The sequence below is a fragment of the Streptomyces cupreus genome, assembly GCF_014257025.1.
GTDB lineage: Bacteria > Actinomycetota > Actinomycetes > Streptomycetales > Streptomycetaceae > Streptomyces > Streptomyces cupreus.
This window is the reverse complement of sequence record NZ_JACMSF010000006.1, coordinates 232,379-253,205: the sequence shown is the minus strand read 5'-3', so window position 1 is coordinate 253,205 and position 20,827 is coordinate 232,379. Positions and strand designations below refer to the sequence as shown.

General features: G+C 71.5%; 18 protein-coding genes and 1 pseudogene. 9 read left to right on the top strand and 10 right to left on the bottom strand.

Annotated features, from left to right (window positions below):
* Positions 1–29: 29 nt before the first annotated feature.
* The 3 genes from nirD to H4N64_RS08570 are packed head-to-tail and all read right to left on the bottom strand — an operon-like array spanning position 30 to position 4,194.
* Positions 30–389 (bottom strand): nitrite reductase small subunit NirD, encoded by a 360-nt coding sequence (gene nirD / locus H4N64_RS08580; RefSeq protein WP_186281510.1) that lies wholly within the window; start codon positions 387–389, stop codon positions 30–32.
* Positions 386–2,980 carry a nitrite reductase large subunit NirB gene (gene nirB, locus H4N64_RS08575; protein WP_186281509.1) on the bottom strand — a complete coding sequence of 865 codons (2,595 nt, stop codon included), beginning with the start codon at positions 2,978–2,980 and terminating at the stop codon, positions 386–388. The genes nirD and nirB overlap by 4 nt, the downstream gene beginning before the upstream one ends.
* Positions 2,980–4,194, bottom strand: coding sequence for an NAD(P)/FAD-dependent oxidoreductase (locus H4N64_RS08570; RefSeq protein ID WP_186281508.1), 1,215 nt, complete (start codon positions 4,192–4,194; stop codon positions 2,980–2,982). The genes nirB and H4N64_RS08570 overlap by 1 nt, the downstream gene beginning before the upstream one ends.
* 210 nt (positions 4,195–4,404) lie before the next feature.
* On the opposite strand from H4N64_RS08570, the gene H4N64_RS08565 reads away from it, so the two are divergent.
* Entirely contained in the window at positions 4,405–5,223 is an 819-nt protein-coding gene (locus tag H4N64_RS08565) for a sulfite exporter TauE/SafE family protein (protein WP_186281507.1), read from the top strand.
* A 10-nt stretch (positions 5,224–5,233) separates the two neighbouring features.
* On the opposite strand, the gene H4N64_RS08560 is transcribed toward H4N64_RS08565, so the two are convergent.
* Together H4N64_RS08560 and H4N64_RS08555 are read right to left on the bottom strand one after the other, a co-directional pair.
* Positions 5,234–5,899 (bottom strand): class F sortase, encoded by a 666-nt coding sequence (locus tag H4N64_RS08560; protein WP_418896254.1) that lies wholly within the window; start codon positions 5,897–5,899, stop codon positions 5,234–5,236.
* Between the two features lie 108 nt (positions 5,900–6,007).
* The gene (locus tag H4N64_RS08555) at positions 6,008–6,529 is read right to left on the bottom strand and encodes a hypothetical protein (RefSeq protein ID WP_186281506.1); all 522 of its coding nucleotides are present in this window, start codon (positions 6,527–6,529) and stop codon (positions 6,008–6,010) included.
* A 249-nt stretch (positions 6,530–6,778) separates the two neighbouring features.
* Between H4N64_RS08555 and H4N64_RS08550 the strand changes: the two genes are divergently transcribed.
* The gene (locus H4N64_RS08550; protein WP_186281505.1) at positions 6,779–7,363 is read left to right on the top strand and encodes an NADPH-dependent FMN reductase; all 585 of its coding nucleotides are present in this window, start codon (positions 6,779–6,781) and stop codon (positions 7,361–7,363) included.
* Between the two features lie 68 nt (positions 7,364–7,431).
* On the opposite strand, the gene H4N64_RS08545 is transcribed toward H4N64_RS08550, so the two are convergent.
* Positions 7,432–7,881, bottom strand: coding sequence for a winged helix-turn-helix transcriptional regulator (locus H4N64_RS08545; RefSeq protein ID WP_186281504.1), 450 nt, complete (start codon positions 7,879–7,881; stop codon positions 7,432–7,434).
* An 81-nt stretch (positions 7,882–7,962) separates the two neighbouring features.
* On the opposite strand from H4N64_RS08545, the gene H4N64_RS08540 reads away from it, so the two are divergent.
* Complete coding sequence (locus H4N64_RS08540; RefSeq protein ID WP_186281503.1) at positions 7,963–8,841, top strand: Rossmann-fold NAD(P)-binding domain-containing protein; 879 nt, start codon at positions 7,963–7,965, stop codon at positions 8,839–8,841.
* 2 nt (positions 8,842–8,843) lie between these two features.
* On the opposite strand, the gene H4N64_RS08535 is transcribed toward H4N64_RS08540, so the two are convergent.
* Together H4N64_RS08535 and H4N64_RS08530 are read right to left on the bottom strand one after the other, a co-directional pair.
* Positions 8,844–9,749 (bottom strand): aminoglycoside phosphotransferase family protein, encoded by a 906-nt coding sequence (locus H4N64_RS08535; RefSeq protein WP_186281502.1) that lies wholly within the window; start codon positions 9,747–9,749, stop codon positions 8,844–8,846.
* A gap of 75 nt (positions 9,750–9,824) precedes the next feature.
* Positions 9,825–11,477, bottom strand: coding sequence for a M4 family metallopeptidase (locus H4N64_RS08530; protein ID WP_186281501.1), 1,653 nt, complete (start codon positions 11,475–11,477; stop codon positions 9,825–9,827).
* 108 nt (positions 11,478–11,585) lie between these two features.
* On the opposite strand from H4N64_RS08530, the gene H4N64_RS08525 reads away from it, so the two are divergent.
* Entirely contained in the window at positions 11,586–11,993 is a 408-nt protein-coding gene (locus H4N64_RS08525) for a gamma-glutamylcyclotransferase (RefSeq protein WP_186281500.1), read from the top strand.
* Here H4N64_RS08525 and H4N64_RS08520 read toward each other — a convergent pair whose 3' ends face one another.
* Positions 11,994–14,084, bottom strand: coding sequence for a molybdopterin oxidoreductase family protein (locus H4N64_RS08520; protein ID WP_186281499.1), 2,091 nt, complete (start codon positions 14,082–14,084; stop codon positions 11,994–11,996).
* Positions 14,085–14,283: 199 nt separating this feature from the next.
* On the opposite strand from H4N64_RS08520, the pseudogene H4N64_RS08515 reads away from it, so the two are divergent.
* Positions 14,284–14,394: pseudogene (locus H4N64_RS08515) on the top strand (enoyl-CoA hydratase-related protein); the annotation flags it as partial.
* Here H4N64_RS08515 and H4N64_RS08510 read toward each other — a convergent pair.
* Positions 14,381–15,049 carry a SanA/YdcF family protein gene (locus H4N64_RS08510; RefSeq protein ID WP_186281498.1) on the bottom strand — a complete coding sequence of 223 codons (669 nt, stop codon included), beginning with the start codon at positions 15,047–15,049 and terminating at the stop codon, positions 14,381–14,383. The pseudogene H4N64_RS08515 and the gene H4N64_RS08510 sit on opposite strands and share 14 nt — an antisense overlap.
* Before the next feature lie 173 nt (positions 15,050–15,222).
* Here H4N64_RS08510 and H4N64_RS08505 point away from each other — a divergent pair, with 173 nt between their 5' ends.
* The 4 genes from H4N64_RS08505 to dnaG all read left to right on the top strand — a co-directional run bounded on the left by H4N64_RS08505 (position 15,223) and on the right by dnaG (position 20,740).
* Positions 15,223–16,056, top strand: a complete 834-nt coding sequence (locus tag H4N64_RS08505; RefSeq protein WP_186281497.1) for a sirohydrochlorin chelatase — start codon at positions 15,223–15,225, stop codon at positions 16,054–16,056.
* A gap of 53 nt (positions 16,057–16,109) precedes the next feature.
* Positions 16,110–17,399 (top strand): deoxyguanosinetriphosphate triphosphohydrolase, encoded by a 1,290-nt coding sequence (locus H4N64_RS08500; protein WP_186281496.1) that lies wholly within the window; start codon positions 16,110–16,112, stop codon positions 17,397–17,399.
* A 135-nt stretch (positions 17,400–17,534) separates the two neighbouring features.
* A complete protein-coding gene (locus tag H4N64_RS08495) occupies positions 17,535–18,800 on the top strand; it encodes an FAD-dependent oxidoreductase (RefSeq protein WP_186281495.1) in 1,266 nt (421 codons plus the stop codon).
* 38 nt (positions 18,801–18,838) lie between these two features.
* A complete protein-coding gene (dnaG, locus tag H4N64_RS08490) occupies positions 18,839–20,740 on the top strand; it encodes a DNA primase (RefSeq protein ID WP_186281494.1) in 1,902 nt (633 codons plus the stop codon).
* The last annotated feature ends 87 nt before the right edge of the window (positions 20,741–20,827 follow it).

Genomic DNA, 20,827 nt, shown 5'->3' with positions numbered 1-20,827 from the left:
GAGTGCTCCGGCCGGGCCCTGTGCCGTGCTCAGGCCGCGCGGACCGCGTACGTCGCCACCCGCACCGACTCGTCGTCGAGGCACTGCCCCGAGGCGAGGTCGAACCGCTGCTTCAGCAGCGGGGACGCCACGAACGGGCGGCCCTGGTGGCTGCCGGTCAGGCCGCGGGAGAGGACTCCGGCCCCGCTGAAGGGGTCACGGTTGTCGATGGCGTACAGCGTGCCGGAGCGGTCGCGGAAGAGGGCCACCTGGCTGCCGTCCGGCAGCAGGGCCGCCACTCCGCGCCCCGGAAGCAGCCGGCTCAGGTCGCAGACCGTGAACCAATCGCCTTCTTGGGAGTCCAGTCGGAGTTGGACCTTGAGGTCGGTCGTCTCGGGTGCCAGGGTCATCGCTGGGCGCTTCCTTCCAGGGGGCGGCGGCCGATGGACAGCAGCGGCAGGTCGGGCTTGATCTGGTCGCGCTCGGGGACGAAGCCGACGACCGGGTCGGGGGTGTCCGGCGCGTTCACGAAGGACACGAACCGGGCCAGCTTCTCGGGGTCGTTGATGGTCTCGGCCCACTCGTCGCGGTAGTGGTCGACATGGGCCGCCATCAGGGACTCCAGCTCCTCGCAGATGCCGAGCGAGTCCTCCACGACCACGTCTCGTACGTGGTCCAGGCCGCCCGGGATCCGCTCGAGCCAGGTCGAGGTGCGCTCCAGACGGTCGGCGGTGCGGATGTAGAACATCAGGAACCGGTCGATCAGGCGGATCAGTTCGGCGTCGGAGAGGTCCTGGGCGAGCAGGTCCGCGTGGCGCGGGGTGGCGCCGCCGTTGCCGCCGACGTAGAGGTTCCAGCCGTTGGCGGTGGCGATGACGCCGAAGTCCTTGGACTGGGCCTCCGCGCACTCGCGCTGGCAGCCGGAGACCGCCGACTTCAGCTTGTGCGGGGAGCGCAGGCCGCGGTAGCGCAGCTCCAGGTCGATCGCCATCCGGACGGAGTCCTGGACGCCGTAGCGGCACCAGGTCTGGCCGACGCAGGACTTCACCGTGCGCAGCGCCTTGCCGTAGGCGTGCCCGGACTCGAAGCCGGCGTCCACCAACCTGGCCCAGATCACCGGGAGTTGCTCGACGCGGGCGCCGAACATGTCGATGCGCTGGCCGCCGGTGATCTTCGTGTAGAGGCCGAAGTCACGGGCGATCTCGCCGATCACGATCAGCTTCTCCGGGGTGATCTCACCGCCGGGGATGCGCGGCACGACCGAGTACGAGCCGTTCTTCTGCAGGTTGGCGAGGAAGTGGTCGTTGCTGTCCTGCAGCGCCGCCTGCTCGCCCTCCAGGACATAGCCGCTCGCGCCGATCGTCGGGGCGAGGGAGGCGATGATCGAGCCGACCGCCGGCTTGCAGATCTCGCAGCCGTCGCCGCCCCGGGCGCCGTCGCGGCCGTAGCGGTCGAGCAGGTCCTGGTAGGTGTTGATGCGCAGGGCGAGGACGATCTCGTAGAGCTCCTCGCGGGTCTGCGCGAAGCAGCCGCACAGGCCCTTGTCGACCTCGACGCCGGACGCCTCCAGCTCGGCGGTGACCAGCTGGCCGAGCACCTTGACGCAACTGCCGCAGCCGGTACCGGCCTTGGTGCACTTCTTCACTTCGGGCACGGTCGTGCACTGGTGGTCGGTGACCGCGCCGCGGATGGTGCCCTTGGAGACGTTGTGGCAGGAGCAGATGATCGCGTCGTCGGGCAGTGCGGACGGGCCGAGCTGGGCCGGGGCGCCCGCGCCGGCCGGCAGCACCAGCGACTCGGGGGAGACCGGCGGGACCGAGCCGGTGAAGGCGCGCAGGGTGCCGTACGCCTCCGCGTCGCCCACCAGGATGCCGCCGAGCAGCGTGCCGTCACGGCCGATGACCAGCTTCTTGTACAGGCCCGCGCGGGAGTCGGAGTAGACGACGTCCAGACAGTCCTCGGTGGTGCCGTGTGCGTCGCCGAAGGACGCCACGTCCACGCCGAGCAGCTTCAGCTTGGTGGAGAGGTCGGCGCCGGTGAAGGCGGCCTCGTCGGCGGCGATCGTGGCGGCGGCCGTCTCGGCCTGCTCGTAGCCAGGGGCGACCAGGCCGTAGACCCGGCCGTCGGCCGCCAGCGCGCATTCGCCGATCGCGAAGACATGCGGGTCGGAGACGGTACGGCACTGTTCGTCGACCGCGATGCCGCCGCGCTCGCCGACCTGAAGGCCGCAGTCGCGGGCCAGCTGGTCGCGGGGGCGGACACCGGCGCTGAACACGACCATGTCGGTGGCGAGTTCGGAGCCGTCGGAGAGCTTCATACCGGTGACGGCACCGGCCTCGTCGACCACGACCTCCTGCGTGCCGACGCCCGTGTGGACGGTAAGGCCCATGTCCTCGATGGTCCGCAGCAGCGCCGCGCCGCCGCCCTCGTCGACCTGCACCGGCATCAGCCGGGGGGCGAACTCCACGATGTGGGAGGTCAGTCCGAGGCCCTTGAGGGCGCCGGCCGCCTCAAGTCCGAGCAGACCGCCGCCGACCACGGCGCCCGTCGTCGCCTTCTTCGCGTACTCCTCGATCGCGAGCAGGTCCTCGATCGTGCGGTAGACGAAGCAGCCCTCGGCGTCCTTGTTCGGGACCGGCGGCACGAACGGGAAGGAGCCGGTGGCGAGGACGAGGGTGTCGTAGTCGAAGACCTGACCGGACTTCGCGGTGACCTTCTTCGCCTCGCGGTCGACGGTGAGCGCCGGGTCGCCGACGTACAGCTCGATCGAGTGCTTCTCGATGAACTCCATGTCCGTCATGGACAGTTCCTCGGGCGTCTTGCCCGAGAAGTACGAGGTGAGGGCGACGCGGTCGTACGCGGGGCGCGGCTCCTCGCACAGCACGACCACGCGGTGGGTCGCGGTCATGCCGCGCTCGGCGAGGGCTTCGAGGAAGCGCTGGCCGACCATGCCGTGGCCGACGAGCACGATCGTGGGGGTGGCCCCCTTGGTGGCGGTCATCAGGAGCCTCCATCGTTGGTGAGCAGGTGGAGCAGGGGAGCGCCGTCCGCGGGGAGCGGCTCTGCTCCCTCCCAGGCGCGGGCGAGCGCGCCGACGGTGCCGAGTTCACCGACGAGCACCCCGCCGACCACGCGGTCGTCACGGACGACGACCTTGCGGTAGGTGCCTCGGGTGGCGTCGGTGAGCTGGACGACGTCGTCGCCCGGGAGCGCCTCGGTCTCGCCGAACGCGGCGAGGTCGAAGACGGAGTTGCCGTGCAGCGTCAGCCGGGTCAGGGCCCGGGTGCCGGTGTAGCGGGCGGTGGCGTCACCGGCGAGCAGCTCGGCGAGCGCGTCGGCCTGTTCCAGCGCAGGGGTGGCGAGGCCGTAGAGCGTGCCGTCGTGCTGGGCGCAGTCGCCGATGGCCCGGATGTGCGGGTCGGAGGTGCGCAGTTCGTCGTCGACGAGGATGCCCTTGTGGACGGCGAGCCCGGCCTCCTTGGCGAGCCCGGCGCGCGGGGAGACCCCGCAGGCCAGCACCACCAGGTCGGCGTCGAGGGCGTAGCCGTCGGCCATCTCCACCGAGCGGACCGCGCCGCCGACGCAGCGCACGTCGCGCACCCGGCACTCGGTGTGCACCTCGACGCCGAGGTCCTTCAGATGCCGCAGCACCAGCTTGGAGGCGCCCGGGTCGAGCTGGCGCTCCATGAGCCGCTCGGACTGCTGGGCGAGCACGACCTGGGCGCCGCGCTTGGCGAGCGCGCGGGCCGCGGAGACGCCGAGCAGCCCGCCGCCGATGACGACCGCGCGCACGCCCGGCCGTACCGCCTTGGACAGGCCGAGGCAGTCGTCCATGGTGCGGAACGCGTGCACGCCCTCGGGCAGCACATGGTCCGGCGTGAACAGACCGCGCAGCGGCGGCAGCACGGGGTTGGATCCTGTGGCCAGGACCAGCGTGTCGTATGCGATCTTGGAGCCGTCCGCGCACTCGACGGTGCGCCCTTCCCGGTCGATGCCGGTGACCCGGGTCCGGAGCAGTCCGTCGGGGGAGGGCAGCGCGATCACCTCGGGGGCGTACCGCCCGGCCAGCACCTCGGCGAGCAGGACCCGGTTGTAGGGCCGGTGCTCCTCCTCGCCGATCAGCAGCGCGGGCGTGCCGAGCTCACCGAGCCGCCGGGCGAGCCGTACGCCCGCGAGGCCGGCGCCGATCACCACCACACGCGTATTCGAGGTCATGCCATTGAGCGTGCGGTGCGGGTGTTACCCGACCGCATCACGTCTGTTTCTCACGAGGAACGCTGCCCTCAGCGGGGCCGGGGGGTGGGTGTGAGGGTTCCCCGGGTCCGGGGGTGGTGGGCTGTGAGGACGGGGTGCGGCCGCGGGGGAACCTCAGAAACCCCTCAGGTAGATGGACGTGGCATGTATCCCGTCCCTAGGGTCGCGATCATGCCCGACATATCGCTGACCATGATCGTCGTCCTCTGCCTCGCGGCCTTCGCGGCCGGCTGGATCGACGCCGTGGTCGGCGGCGGCGGGCTCCTGCTCCTGCCCGCGCTCATCCTGGGCCTGCCGTCGCACACGCCCGCCGCCTACGCCCTCGGTACCAACAAGGCGGTGGCGATCGTCGGCACCTCGGGCGCCGCCGTGACCTACGCCCGCAAGGCCCCGGTCGACGTCCGCACCGCCGTCCGCATCGGCCTCGCGGCGCTGGCCGGATCGTCGGGCGGGGCCTTCCTCGCGGCCGGGATGAGCACCGAGGTCCTTAAGCCGGTGATCATGGTGGTGCTGCTCGCGGTCGCCGCCTTCGTCATCCTGCGCCCCGCCTTCGGCACGGCCCCCGCGCCCGGCCCTGCCACCCGCCGCCAGATCCTCACCGCGATCGGCCTCGCGGGCATCGGCATCGGCTTCTACGACGGACTGATCGGCCCCGGCACCGGCACCTTCCTGGTCCTCACCCTCACCGCGGTCCTCCATCTCGACCTGGGCGCCGCCTCCGCCACCGCCAAGATCGTCAACTGCTGTTCCCCCAACGCTCGGCTTCGCTCGCGCCGGGGGGACCCCCATCGCGGGCGCCTCGCCACCTTCGCCTGGCAGGGCACGGTCCTGTGGCAGCTCGCCGCCCTGATGGCCGTCTTCAACCTGGCGGGCGGCACGCTCGGCGCCCACACCGCACTGAAGAAGGGCAGCGGTTTCGTCCGCGTCGTGCTGCTGACGGTGGTGTTCGCCCTGGTGGCGAACATGGCGTACGAGCAGTGGTCGGCCTAGCGGTCGGGCGTCAGCGGCTGCCGGTGAGGTGCGCGAAGACGACGACGTTGCCCCGATATCCCGTGGTGCGTGAGTAGCCGCCGCCGCAGGTGATCACCCGCAGCTCAGGGCGGCGGGCTGCGCCGTAGACCTTCTCGTCGGGGAAGTCGCGGTCGTCGTACACCTCGACGGAGTCGACCGTGAAGACGGCCGCGGTGCCGTCGCGCCGGTCCACCTCCACCGTGCTGCCCTTCTTCAGGGCGCCCAGCCGGTAGAAGACGGCCGGGCCCTCGGCGTTGTCGACATGGCCCGCGACGATCGCGGTGCCCGTCTCACCGGGTGTCGTCCCGGCCTCGTACCAGCCGGCCAGGTTCTTCCGGTCTGCGGGCGGGACGTCGAGACTGCCGGCCGGGGTGAGACCGAGGCCCATCAGGGGGGCGTTCACCCGGATCGAGGGGATGCGGACCCGGTCGGGCGGGGACGGCGGCAGCGCGGGCGCGGCCGACGCCTGCCGGTCGGCGGGGTCGGCGTGCGCCTGGGCGGCGGACGGCTGCGGCGGGGCGTGCCGCTCGGCGCCGCTGCGCAGCAGCCAGGCCCCGGAGCACAGGGCGACCACGGTGACGGCCGCTATCGCGGTGTTGCCGTATCTGCGCGCGACGTTGCCGTATGTGCGCGCGGTGTTGCTGTGCTTGCGCACCCGAGCCTCCTGGACGGACCCTGGTCCCCCTCCGGGCCGCGAGGGGCGTCGGACCCGGAGGGGGAGGGGACGTGCGGTACCGGCGGGACGGACAGCGGAGGGCGTCCGTCAGATCCCGTCGCCTCTCGCCCGGCGATGCAGGAGCCAGGTACCGCCCGCGGCGGCGACGGCGAGCGCCGCCACGCCGGCCGCGGTCTGCACGGGGCCGGGGCCGAGTGCGCCGCCGACCCCCGTCTCCACACTTCCTCGCGGGTGCACCTGCCGGCGCTGCGAGGTCAGCGTCACCACCAGGTCGCCCGTCACCTTCCGCCCGCCCTCGGTACAGGTCGCGGTGATCTCGTACGTCCCCGGCTGCGCGCTCGGCGGCACCCGGAACTGCCCGATCGCGTTCTGCTCATGACTGCTCGGCGCCAGCGTGAAAGCGCCGGCACTCACCGCGCTGGCGTCGCCCGCCGCGGTACCGCCGTCCGCGCAGGCCGACGTGTTCACCGTGACCTGCGCGCCCGGCACGACCGAGGAGGGATAGAGCTCCAGGCTCGCGGAGCCCGCGCCGTACGCCGGGGCGGAGACCAGCCCGGCAGCCGCGACGGCGAGTGCGCTCCCGGTCAGCAGACGGGCGGTAAGGCGCATCGATGCTCCCTGGGGATCAGCGGTGGGTCACTGCCCTACAGAGGTAAGGGGCAGTGGGCCGGGAGCGCTTCCTGAGGGAGCGTCAGAATTGGGGTGAATGGGTGTTAGGAGAACCGGTGGGGTGGCGCATTTCGGCAGGTCAAGACGCTCACGCAAGGGTGTCCGGCAAGTGCGTGCGCGGCGCGTGTGAACGGGTGACCCGATTGCGGCGCTTGACCTCGACAAAGGTTGAGGTATCACGCTGTCGGCATGACTTCCGCCACGGAACCCCTGAATGTCACCGTAGTCATCGGCAGCAACCGCCACGGCCGGTTCGGCCCGGTCGTCGCCGACTGGATCCTCGACCACGTCCGCCGCCGCGAGGACATGACCCCCGAGGTCGTCGACGTCGCCGAGATCCCGCTGCCCACGTCCTTCGCCCGTACCCCCGAGACGGCCGAGGTCCTCACCGGCGTCAGCCCGAAACTGGCCCGCGCCGACGCCTTCGTCGTCCTCACCCCCGAGTACAACCACTCCTTCCCGGCGGGCCTGAAGAACCTCATCGACTGGCACTACGGGGAGTGGCGGGCCAAGCCCGTCGCCCTCGTCTCCTACGGCGGCCTCGCGGGCGGCCTGCGTGCCGCGGAACACCTCCGCCAGGTCTTCGCCGAACTCCACGCCGTCACGGTCCGGGACACCGTCTCCTTCCACAACGCCGGCGCCGCCTTCGACGACGACGGCCGCCTGAAGGACCCGACGGGCCCGGACGCGGCGGCGAAGACGATGCTCGACCAACTGGAGTGGTGGGGGAGCGCGCTGAGGGAGGCGAAGGAGCGGCGGCCGTACGCCGCGTAGCCCTCCGGTGCGGGGTGCGCGGCCGCACCCGGGGCGGCCGTGGCCAGGGCACCGCATGGACGCCCTGGTCAGGAGGGCGAGGGGAGGCCGGCACCGGCAGCCGGGGGCCTCCCCGGATGCTCCCCGTCCCACGCCAGACGCGCCGCCGCTATCGCCGGTTTGTGGTCCCGGGACCAGTCGGCGAGACCGGAGATCACGCCCGAGAAGCTGCGCCCCATCGCGGTCAGCCGGTACTCGACCTGGGGCGGAAGGGTCGGATGGACGATCCGCTCCAAGAGCCCGTCCCGGCACAGCCGTTTCGTGGTCAGCGACAGCATCCGCTGCGAGATGCCGGGTATCGCCCGCTCCAACTCGCCGTAACGACGGCTGCCCTTGGCGAGTTCCACGACCACCAGCACCGTCCACCGGTCGCCGAGCCGGTCCAGCACATCGCGGATCCCACAGTCGTCATCGCCACACGGCCCGTCCGGAATAGAGTCGCTGACCTGGGAACTTACGGCCGTGTTCGGGGCTGACACGAAAGTGCCTCCTTACGGACCCGCCGAACTCGGCGGATGCTCGGTGCTGTTCGTATAGGGACCAACGCAAGGACTGTTCGGATGATTCTCGTGACCGGCGTTTCAGGGGGACTCGGGCGTCTGGTGCTCCAGGGCCTGACCGCGCTCGACGGGCTCGACGTGGTGCCCGGCACCCGCGGCGGCGACGGCGGCACAGCGCGCCGTATCGACTTCGACGACCCGGCGAGCCTGGCGGAGGGGTTCGCCGGGGTCGACGTACTGGTGATGATCTCGGCCGGATACGCCGAGGACGACGTCGTGCTGGCCCGCCACGGCGCGGTGGCCGACGCGGCGGCGGCAGCGGGCGTACGCCAGGTGATCTACACCAGTCTGGCGGGCTCCGGCGAGCGCACGACCCTCGCGCTCCCGCACCGCTGGACCGAGCACCGCCTGGCCCAGGGGCCCTTCGACGCCACGATCCTGCGCAACGGCCTCTACGCCGAACTCCTGGGCGGCCTCTCGGCGGCGGACGCCGTACCGGCCGCCGAGTCCGGGGTCTTCTCGGCCGCCCTCGGCACGGGACGGATGTCGGTCGTGGCCAGGGAGGACCTCGCGGACATCACCGTGCGGGTGGCTGCAGAGGCCGACCGCGCGCTCGCGGCCGGCGGGCGCAGCCGGCACGCGGGACGGACGTACGAGCTGGAGGGCGTGACCGCGCTCGGCGGCGAGGACATCGCCGATCTGCTCACCAAGCGGTACGGCAGGCCGGTCACCTACCGTCCCTCGTCCCTCGCCGAGGCGCGCGCCGGGCTGGCGGGGCATGGCTTCGAGGCCTACCAGATCACCCACACCCTGTCCCTGTTCTCCAACATGGGCGCGGGCTTCCTTCAGGCCCGGTCCTCCGATCTGACCGAGTTGCTGCAGGCGCCGCCCCGCCCGGTGCACGACCTCGTCGCCGCGTCCGCCACGGCGGGCGGCTGAGCTCAGGCGCACTCGGCCAGTGCCTCTGCCACCGCTCGCCGGCCCACTCCCGCAAGCACCGGGTTCATACCGTTGCCGAAGGCGTCGCCGTAATAGTGCTCGGCCATCAGACCGAAGCACAGGGCCCAGCCCCGGCCCCGTTCCCAGGTCGCGTCGTCGACGTCGGCCGCGGCGCGGAACGCCTCGCGGGTCCCGGCGGTCAACACGGTCCACGCGGCCATCAGGTCCACCGCCGGATCCCCGACACCGAGGCAGCCGAAGTCGATGACGGAGGTCAGCCGGCCGTCCACGGCGAGCAGATTGCCCGGCAGCAGGTCGCCGTGCAGCCAGACGGGGGCGCCGTCCCAGTCGGGCAGGCGCAGGGTCCGCTCCCAGACCTCCGTCGCGAGCGCCGGGTCGATCGTGCCGTGGGAGCCGAAGTCGCGGATGGCCTGCCGTACGTAGGAGTCGTTGCCGCCGGGCGGCGCGCCCCGGTAGGACGGCGGGCCGCCGGAGGCGTCGACCTTGTGCAGGGCGGCGACGAACCTGCCCAACTCCACGGCGGCGTCGGCCAGTTCGACCAGGTCGTTGCTGCCCTCCAGCCATCGATACACCCCCCACGGCAGCGCGAACCCCGCACCGGGCTCACCCACCGCCAATGGCACCGGTACCGACAGCGGCAGATGCGGGGCAAGTCGGGGCAGCCAGCGGTGCTCCCGAAGGATCTGCCCCTCCCCACCGGGCAACCGGGGCAGCCGTACGACCAGTTCGTCGCCGAGCCGGTACATGGCGTTGTCGGTACCGGCCGAACGGACCAGCCGAACCGGAAGCTCCGCCCACTGCGGGAACTGCTCGGCGACGAGCCGACGGACCAGCTCGGCGTCTATGTCGAGTTCGTCGGGGCGCATCTTCGGCGGCGAGGTCGGCATACGGCTCCAAAGGTGTGGGCGGCAGGGGAGCCTAACCGCGCCCCTGCCGCCCCGGCCACCGCATTTTCCGTGCGCTCAGCCCACGTTGACCGCACTCCAAGCCGCAGCCACCGCCGCGTACTCCGGACTCCCCGCGCCGTACAGGTCCTTCGCGGCGCTCAACGTCGCCGTACGCGCGCCCGCGTAGTTCGTCGACGACGTCATGTAGACCGTCAGCGCCCGGTACCAGATCGCGCCCAGCTTGGCCCGGCCGATCCCCGTCACCGAAGACCCGTCACAAGTCGGGGAGTTGTACGCGACGCCGTTGATGGTCTTGGCGCCGCTGCCCTCCGCCAGCAGGTACGCGAAGTGGTTGCCGACGCCGGAGGAGTAGTGGACGTCGAGGGTGGCCGTCGTGGCGCTCCAGCAGTCCACCGACTCGCCGTCCTTGGAGGGCTTGTCCATGTAGCGGAGCGCGTCGCGCCCGAATCCGTCCCGGACGATCTTCTCGCCGATCAGGTAGTCCCCGGCGTCCGAGGCATTCCCGGCGTAGAACTCCACCAGTGTCCCGAAGACATCCGAGGTCGCCTCGTTCAGGCCACCGGACTCGCCCGAGTAGGTCAGCGCGGCCGTCTTCGACGTCACCCCGTGCGACATCTCGTGCCCCGCCACGTCCAGCGACACCAGCGGGCCGAGGTTCGTCCCGTCACCGTCGCCGTACGTCATGCAGAAGCAACTGTCGTCCCAGAAGGCGTTGTTGTACCGCGTCCCGTAGTGCACCCGGCTGTAGGAGCCCTTGCCGTCGCCCGCGATGCCGTTGCGGCCGTGGACGCCCTTGAAGTAGTCCCAGGTCACGTCCGTGCCGTACTGCGCGTCCACCGCCGCCGTCGCGCGGTCGGTGCTCGCGCCGGTGCCCCAGTGGTTGTCGGCGTCGGTGAACACCGTCGACGGCGCCCGGCTGACGCAGATGGTGCCGAGCAGACACAGGTCGGTCTTGTTGGCCGCGTCGCCGGTGTAAGTGCCGCCGCGCGAGGCGTCCTTGAGCTGGTACGTCGATCCCGACAGCGTCGTGTTCAGCGGCACCGTGCCGCTGTACAGCGACTTCCCGTCGCCGGACGCCGTCTCCAGGGTGTCCCAGGCGTCGATCTGCGTGCCGGTGTGCGCGTCGGTCAGCACGGTCCGCCCGACCGGGTTGCCGAGGGAGTCCTTGGCGAGGACGTCCGTCCGCCAGGCCAGCTTGGGCGCGCCGTGCAGGGCGTCCACGACCAGCCGGGGCTCGGCGGTGAGCTGCCGCAGCGCCTCGCCGAGGTTGGCGGCGCGCAGGGCGTTCACGGCGAGGTCGGCGGCGCGGGTGGCAGGGAGCGCGGGGGTGACACCGGCGGCGGGGGCGAGGGACCCCTCGACGGCCCGGGAGGCGCTGCGGTAGGTTCCGTCCTTGGCGAGGTGGACGACGAAGTCGCCGCCCAGCACCGGAAGTTGACGGTACGTCCGGTCGTACCGGACATGCTGTGTGCCGTCCGTGTCGACGATCACGTCCCGTACCTTCGTGTCCTGGGCCGAGGTCAGGCCCAGGTCGGCGGCGTGGTCGACGAGGGCGGCGGCCGCGTTCTCGACCGCGACGGCCCGGGTCGGCCGGTTGGCGGCTCCGGCGGTCGGGGTGAGCGCGGCGGCGAGCAGGCCGGCGGCGGTGACGGCGACACCGGCGGTGGCGAGACGGGAATCTCGGATGTGCGGCCGTATCCGGCTCATGGATCTCCTCGGGAACAGGGGTGATCTTGTCCTGCGATTTAAGGGGCCATGACAGGTCGGTGGCCAGGCCCGTCCCGTGGAGATGTGTGAGGAGACAGAATCCTTTCTGTGACCCTCCCGTTCTTCGTCTACGGCACCCTCCGCCCCGGAGAGCCCAACCACGACGTCTTCCTGCGCGGCCGCACGCTGGCGGAGGAACCGGCGGTACTGGTCGGTGCCCTGCTCTACGACGGCCCTGGATATCCGTACGTCGTGGAGGAGCCCGGCGCCCAGGTACGCGGCGAGCTGATCACGGCCCGCCCCGAGGAGTACGCGGACCTGCTGAGGGTGCTGGACAGACTGGAGGACTACGCGCCGGGCGACCCGCGCAACCTCTACGAGCGGGTCGAGCGCGAGGTGCTCACCGACTCCCGTCCGGTCCGCGCCTGGGTGTACGTCGCCGCCCCAGCGGTCGCCGCCCGGCTACGGGCGCACGGCAAGCTCATCGAAGGCGGCGACTGGACCGCACGCCTGTGATCACCCCTGCACGGCCTCCACCCGCACCGCGCACACCTTGAACTCCGGCATACGGGAAGTCGGGTCGAGTGCGGGGTTCGTGAGGGTGTTCGCGCGGCCCTCGCCCGGCCAGTGGAAGGGCATGAAGACCGTGTCGGGGCGGATGGCGCTGGTGATGCGGGCCGGGGCAACCGCCCGGCCGCGACGGGAGACCACCGCCACCGGGTCGCCCTCGGCCGCGCCGAGCCTCGCCGCCAGCCTCGGGTGCAGTTCCACGAAGGGGCCCGGCGCGGCGGCGTTCAGCTCGTCGACCCGGCGGGTCTGGGCGCCGGACTGGTACTGGGACACCACCCGTCCCGTCGTCAGCAGCACCGGGTACTCGTCATCCGGTTCCTCGGCCGTCGCCCGGTGCGCGACCGGGACGAAGCGGGCCCGGCCGTCCTCCGTGGCGAACCGGTCGTGGAAGAGGCGGGGCGTGCCGGGGTGGGTGGGCTCCTCGGCCGGCTCCTCCGTCGGGCACGGCCAGAACACCCCGTTCTCCTCCGCGAGCCTGCGGTAGGTGATCCCGGAGTAGTCGGCGGGACCGCCCGCGCTGGCCCGGCGCAGCTCCTCGAAGACCTCCTCGGGGTCGGTGGGGAAGCCCTTGTCCACACCGAGGCGGTCGGCCAGCTCGTGCATGACCTCCAGGTCGCTGCGGATGCCGTCGGGGGGCGTGATCGCCTTCCGCCGCAGCAGCACCCGCCCCTCCAGGTTCGTCGTCGTGCCCGTCTCCTCGGCCCACTGCGTCACGGGCAGGACGACATCCGCCAGCGCCGCCGTCTCCGACAGCACCACGTCACAGACGGCAAGGAAATCGAGGGACTTGATGCGGTCCTCGACATGCGCGGCGCGCGGCGCCGACACCACCGGGTTGGAGCCCATCAGCAGCAGCGCGCGAATGTCCGTACCCAGCGCGTCCAGCAGCTCGTACGCGCTGCGCCCCGGACCCGGCAGCGAGTCGGGGTCCACGCCCCACACCTCGGCCACATGCCGCCGTGCCTCCGGGTCCGTCAGCTTGCGGTAGCCGGGCAACTGGTCGGCCTTCTGGCCGTGTTCGCGTCCGCCCTGGCCGTTGCCCTGGCCGGTGAGACAGCCGTAGCCGGACAGCGGGCGGCCCGCGCGGCCGGTCGCCAGGCACAGGTTGATCCAGGCGCCCACGGTGTCGGTGCCCTTGGACTGCTGCTCCGGGCCGCGGGCGGTGAGCACCATCGCCGACTCCGGCTCGCAGAACATCCGTACCGTCTCACGGAGTTCGGGCACGGACACGCCCGTGATCCGCTCGACGTACTCCGGCCAGTGCGCCAGCGCCTCCGCGCGGGCCGCCTCCCAGCCGGTCGTCCGCTCGCGGATGTACTCCTCGTCCGTGCGTCCCTCGGCGACGACCAGGTGCAGCAGCCCGAGCGCGAGGGCCAGGTCCGTGCCGGGCCGGGGTGCCAGGTGCAGGTCGGCCTGCTCGGCGGTTTTGGTGCGGCGCGGGTCGATGACGATCAGGGTGCCGCCGTTCTCGCGCAGCTCGTTGAAGAACCGCAGCGACGGCGGCATCGTCTCCGCGAGGTTGGAGCCGACGAGGATCACACACCCCGTCTTCGGGATGTCCTCCAGCGGGAACGGCAGCCCTCGGTCGAGGCCGAACGCCTTCATTCCGGCGGCCGCCGCGGAGGACATGCAGAAGCGGCCGTTGTAGTCGATCTGGGAGGTGCCGAGCACCACCCGCGCGAACTTGCCGAGCGTGTACGCCTTCTCGTTGGTCAGACCGCCGCCGCCGAAGACCCCGCACGCGTCCGGGCCGTGTTCCGTCCGCGTGCGCCGAAGCCCCTCGGCGATCCGGTCCAGCGCCTCCTCCCAGGAGGCGGGCACCAGCGTGCCCTCGGAGCGGACCAACGGGGAGGTCAGACGCACCCGGGAGGAGAGCACTGCCGGCGCCGTACGGCCCTTGCCGCACAGCGCGCCCCGGTTCACCGGGAAGTCCGCCCGCTCACTCAGCTCGACCGTCCCGTCCGGGGCGGGCGTCAGATTCATCCCGCACTGCAGGGCGCAGTACGGACAGTGCGTGGGCGTGGCGGTGTTCTGCATGCCATCCAGCGTGCTTCGTCCGTGTTACGTGCCGTGACGGCGGATTGTTACGCCGGAGGTACCGCGACCTCCCCGCCACCGCCCGCCCGCGGTGAGGCACACACCTGCCCACCCCTGTGTCGCCGCCGCACGGGGCGAAAGTTGCCTCTGTTGTGAGAGACGTCACATGTGACGCATTTCGTTCCGTAGTTGGCCGTTCGGGGTGCGCTTCGAACGGCGGGTGTTCCACGCCCTGTTCACCACCGCGGACCAGCGCGAGGGCATGACCGCCTTCCTGGAGAAACGCCCCCCGCGCTTCACCGGCCGCTAGCCATCGCCTCCCGCACCCCCGGTTCCTCCGGACCGAGGAACCGGGGGTCCGGCCGGAAGACGGCGTCCAGCGCGGCCTTGCCCGCCGCGAAGATCTCTCGGGTGCCCCCGTAGTACCAGGTGGCGTCATGCACGGCGTCCACCCCGACTCCGTACGACTCCACCCCCGCCGCCTCGCACAGAGCGACCGCCCGCCGGATGTGGAACCCCTGGCTGATCAGTACCGCCTCGTCCACGCCGAAGATCTTCTTCGCGCGCACGCAGGAGTCCCAGGTGTCGAAGCCCGCGTAGTCACTGACGATCCGCGAGCCGGGCACCCCGTGCCTGGTCAGATAGGTGCGCATGGCGTCCGGCTCGTCGTAGTCCTCGCGGCTGTTGTCACCGGTGACCAGGACGACCTTCACTCGCCCGGCGCGGTACAGCTCGGCCGCCGCGTCCAGGCGATGGGCGAGATACGGCGAGGGCTCCCCCTGCCACAGGCCCGCGCCGAAGACGACGGCCACATCGGTGCGGGGCGCGTCGGCGACGGTGCGCAGCCGGTCGCCCGTGGAGACGTACATCCAGGTCATGGGAAGCAGCGCCAGCACACACGCCGCCATCAGCGCCTGCACCAGCCGCCGCTGTCCGGTACGGGTGCGGGGCAGGCGGATCTTCATGCACCGTAGGACGTCACCTGACCGGCCCCGGTTGCGTGACCAAGTTCACCCCGGCCGTCGAAACCCCAGGTCACGCCGCCTCACACAGCCCGGGTGCCGGACGGTGAACCCCCGGAAAAGACCCGTGACCCCCGTGCAACGGCGCGGCAACCTCCGGCCACCACTATCGGTTCATGACGGCGTCGAAACCACTTCACGACGAGTCCACGTCCCTCGACAGTACGGCGCATCTCATGAACCGGATCAGCAGCCAGCTCGCCAGCCAGCTCAGCCTCGTCTCGCTCGACGGCCGGCGCCGCCCCACCCCGCCCGCGCTGGTGGTGGTGGCCCACGGCAGCCGTGACCCGCGAGCCCTGAGCACCGTCCACACCCTCCTGGACCGAGTCCGCGAACTCCGCCCCGGCCTCCCCGTCCACCTGGGTCACATCGAGCTGAACGCCCCCCTGCTCCCGGACACCCTCGCCGCCCTCGACACGGACGAGGCGATCCTGGTCCCCCTCCTCCTCAGCCGCGGCTACCACGTGAAACGGGACATCCCCGAGATGGCCGCGGAGTCCCATGTACGAGCGAGGGTGGCGAAGGCGCTGGGCCCCCACCCGCTGCTGGTGGAGGCCCTGTACGACCGCCTGATGGAGGCGGGCTGGGAGAACGGGCCCGGAACCGCGGTCGTCCTGGCGGCGGCGGGTTCCCGGGACCCGGAGTCGAAGGCGGACGCGACGAGGACGGCGGCTCTGCTGTCGGAGCGCCTGGGCGCCCCGGTCCTCCCGGCCTACGCGACGACGGCGACGCCCACGGTCGGTGCGGCCATCACCCACCTGACGGCACGAGGCCACCACCGCACAGCCATCGCCTCGTACTTCACGGCGCCGGGCCGCTTCGCGACGGAGTGCGCGGCAATGGCCCCCTGGATCGCCTCGGCTCCCCTTGGCACCCACCCCGCGATGGCCCGCCTGCTGCTGCACCGCTACGACCAGTCACTGGCAGCGCGGGTGACTGCGGCCGCCTAGGGGCGCGTCCAAAACAGAACCCGGCAGACGCTCATCCGCTTACTGTCGGAGACATGGCGGACGAGAACCACATCCCACCCCCGGGCTACGACCCGACGTCAGTCGCTCGCTGGGTCAGGGAACCCGACAAGCGCCCAGGCAGAACCGCCTTCCAACGAGACCGAGCCCGAGTACTCCACTCCGCGGCCCTCAGAAGGCTCGCCGGGAAAACCCAGGTCGTCACCCCGGGCGAGCGCAGCGCATCCGCATGGGACGCGAGCCCCCGCACAAGGCTCACCCACTCCCTGGAATGCGCCCAAGTAGGCCGAGAACTGGGCGCAGCCCTGGGCTGCGACCCCGACCTCGTGGAAGCCGCCTGCCTCTCCCACGACCTCGGCCACCCCCCGTTCGGCCACAACGGCGAACAGGCCCTCAACGAGTTCGCCGAAGACTGCGGAGGCTTCGAGGGCAACGCCCAGTCCCTGCGACTCCTCACCCGCATCGAGCCCAAACGGTTCACCGCCGGAGGCACTCGCTCCGTCGGACTCAACCTCACCCGCGCCACCCTCGACGCCGCCACCAAGTACCCCTGGCCCCGAGGCGCCCACCCCTCCGACCCCAAGTCCCAGAAGTTCGGCGTCTACGAGGACGACCGGCCGGTCTTCGACTGGGTCCGCGAGGGCGCCCCCGGCACCCGCGCCACCTTCGAGGCGCAGGTGATGGACTGGTCCGACGACGTCGCGTACTCCGTGCACGACGTCGAGGATGGCCTGCACGCGGGCCACATCGACCCCAACTGCCTGCACGCCGAACCGGAGCGTCGGGCGGTCTTCGCGGTGGCCATCGGACGGTACGTCCCCGAGGACACGGACCCGGCCGAACTCGCGGAAGCCCTGGACCGACTGCAGGACCAGGAGTGGTGGCCGCACGGCTACGACGGCACCGCCGTCGCCCAGGCCCGACTGAAGGACGCCACCAGCCAGCTCATCGGCCGCTTCTGTCTCGCCGCGGAGGGTGCCACCCGCGCCGCGTACGGCTCCGGGCGGCTGACCAGATACGGCGCCGAACTCGTCGTACCGCACGAGACACGGCTGGAGTGCGCGGTGCTGAAGGCCGTCGCCGACCGGTACGTCATGCAGCGGGCCGAGCAGGAGCGGCTGCGGGCCGATCAGCGGATCGTGGTCGCCGAACTGGCGGAGGCGCTGACCGCGCGGGCGCCGGAGGGGCTCGACCCTCAGTTCCGGGCGCTGTACGACGGGGCGCCCGACGACCGGGCACGCAAGCGGGTGATCGTGGACCAGATCGCGTCCCTCACCGACGCCTCGGCCCGTTCGCTTCACGTACGTCTTACGGGGCACTCGTGAGAGTCAGGGGCCAGGAGTGAAGTGAAACGCGCCCGAATGTGACCCTGCGTGGCCTGATCGGGCCACTCCCTCTTCCCCCATCACGCTCCGTGCGGGACGCTCCCATGTGGCGGCACCCTTACGAGGAGGCATCAAGTGGTCGACGCGGATCAGACATTCGTCATCGTCGGAGGAGGACTCGCCGGCGCGAAGGCGGCCGAGACCCTGCGGGCAGAGGGCTTCACGGGCCGCGTGATACTGATCAGCGACGAGCGCGACCACCCCTACGAGCGTCCGCCGCTGTCCAAGGGCTTTCTCCTCGGCAAGGAGGACCGCGACAGCGTCTTCGTGCACGAGCCCGCCTGGTACGCGCAGAACGACATCGAGCTGCATCTCGGCCAGACCGTCGACGCGATCGACCGTACGGCGAAGACGGTCCGCTTCGGCGAGGACGGCACGGTCGTCCACTACGACAAGCTGCTGCTCACGACCGGCGCCGAGCCCCGTCGGCTGGACATCCCGGGCACCGACCTGGCCGGCGTCCACCATCTGCGCCGGCTCGCGCACGCCGAGCGGCTCAAGGGCGTGCTGACCGCGCTCGGCCGGGACAACGGCCACATCGTGATCGCCGGGGCCGGCTGGATCGGCCTGGAGGTCGCGGCGGCGGCCCGGGAGTACGGCGCCGAGGTCACCGTCGTCGAGCCGGAGCCGACCCCGCTGCACGGCGTCCTCGGCCCGGAGCTCGGCCAGCTCTTCGCCGAGCTGCACCGCGAGCACGGGGTGCGCTTCCACTTCGGGGCGCGGCTCACCGAGATCACCGGGCAGGACGGGGTGGTGCTGGCCGCGCGCACGGACGACGGCGAGGAGCATCCGGCGCACGATGTGCTGGCCGCGATCGGGGCGGCGCCGCGGACCGCTCTCGCGGAGGCGGCGGGTCTTGAGATCGCCGAACGTGCCCACGGCGGCGGAGTCGTCGTCGACGAGCGGCTGCGCACCTCCGACCCCGACATCTACGCCGCCGGCGATGTCGCGTCCTTCCCGCACGCCCTCTTCGGCACCAGCCTGCGCGTCGAGCACTGGGCCAACGCCCTGAACGGCGGCCCGGTCGCGGCCCGCGCGATGTTCGGCCGGGACGTCGTCTACGACCGCGTGCCCTACTTCTTCTCCGACCAGTACGACTTGGGGATGGAGTACTCCGGCTGGGCGCCCCCCGGCTCCTACGACGAAGTGGTGATCCGAGGGGACGCGGGGAAGCGGGAGTTCATCGCCTTCTGGATGAAGGAGGGCAGGGTGCTGGCCGGGATGAACGTGAATGTGTGGGACGTCACAGACCCGATCCAGCGGCTGATCCGGTCGAGGGCACAGGTGAACGAGGAGGCGCTGGCCGACCCACACGTAGCGCTGGAAGACCTCGTCCCTTAGCTGTCGGGACTGTCACCGCGCCACCGTAGAATCACCGCGTGGCAGGACGGATCAACGACGAGGACGTGAAGGCGGTACGGGACGCGGTCCCGATCGACGCCGTGGTGTCCGAGTACCTCCAGCTGCGAGGCGCGGGCGGCGGCAACCTCAAGGGGCTGTGCCCCTTCCATGACGAGAAGTCGCCCTCCTTCCAGGTCAGCCCGAGCAAGGGGCTCTTCCACTGCTTCGGCTGCCAGGAGGGCGGCGACACCATCACGTTCGTGATGAAGGTCGACCACCTCTCCTTCTCCGAGGCGGTCGAGCGCCTCGCCGCCCAGGCCGGCATCACCCTGCGCTACGAGGAGGGCGGCTACAACCCCGCCCACCAGCGCGGCGAGCGGATCCGACTGGTCGAGGCCCACAAGATCGCCGCCGAGTGGTACGCCGAGCAGCTCGCCGTCAGCCCCGAGGCCGAGACCGGCCGGGTGTTCCTCGCGGGGCGTGGCTTCGACCAGGCCGCCGCGGTCCACTTCGGCGTCGGCTACAGCCCGCAAGGCTGGGACCACCTCACCCGTTTTCTGCGCGGCAAGGGCTTCACCGACAAGGAACTGATCCTCTCCGGGCTGTCGCAGGAGGGCCGCCGCGGCCCCATCGACCGTTTTCGCGGACGGCTCATGTGGCCGATCCGGGACATCGGCGGCGACGTCGTCGGCTTCGGCGCGCGCAAGCTGTACGAGGCCGACAACGGGCCCAAATACCTCAACACCCCCGACACGGCGATCTACAAGAAGTCCCAGGTCCTCTACGGCATCGACCTCGCCAAGAAGGACATCGCCAAGGTGTCCCGCGCGGTCGTCGTCGAGGGCTACACCGACGTCATGGCCTGCCATCTCGCCGGGGTGACGACCGCCATCGCGACCTGCGGCACCGCCTTCGGCGGCGACCACATCAAGATCCTGCGCCGGCTGCTGATGGACAACGGCTCGGCCCGGGTGATCTTCACCTTCGACGGTGACGCGGCCGGCCAGAAGGCAGCCCTGCGCGCCTTCGAGGACGATCAGAAGTTCGCCGCCGAGACCTACATCGCCATCGCACCCGACGGCATGGACCCCTGCGAGCTGCGTCTCGCCAAGGGCGACGAGGCGGTCGCCGACCTGGTCGAACCCCGCACCCCGCTCTTCGAGTTCGCGCTGCGCCAGATCGTCGTCCGCTACGACCTGGACACCCCGGGCGGGCGTGCGGCCGCGCTGGACGAGGCGGCGCCGATCGTGGCCCGTATCAAGAACAGCGGCGCCCAGCACGAGGTCGCCGTCCAGCTCGCCGGCATGCTCGGCATCCTCGACACCCAGTTCGTGGTCAAGCGGGTGGCGCAGCTGGCCCGTTGGGCCCGCGACCGCGGCGGCAAGGGACCGGCCCCGGCACGCGGCCCGCAGCAGCCGTACGACGCCGCCCCACGGCCCATGGCCGGGGGCCCGGCGCTCAACCTCCGCAACCCCGTCTACGCCACCGAGCGCGAGCTGCTCAAGCTCGCCCTCCAGCGCCCGGAGCTGGTCTCCCCGGCCTTCGACGCGTACGGCGTCGACGAGTTCACCGCGGCGCCCTACGCGGCTGTACGCCAGGCGGTCATGGAGGCGGGCGGCGCCGAGTACGGCGTACAGGACGCGCAGGACTATCTGGTCCGGGTGCGGGACGCGGCGCCGGACGACTCGGTGCGTGCGATGGTCACCGAGCTCGCCGTCGAGGCAATCATGCGGCGCACGGTCGACGAGAACTACGCGGGCGAACAGCTCGTCACGGTTCGCCGTCGAGCCGTCGAGCGTCGCATTCGTGACATCCAGTCCCAGATGACCCGACTGTCCGCGGGCGGGGATCCGGCCCAACTGGCCGCGGTGCAGAACGAACTGTGGGTACTCCAGCAGTACGACCAGGCCCTGCGGGAGCACGGAGCCGCAGCTCTGTAGGCCTGCGGGGCCCGGAGCGATAACCGCGCGGTCACGGACCGGAAGCAAAAAGTCACCGCACGCCCCTCGTGGCGGCGATGTGTCGTA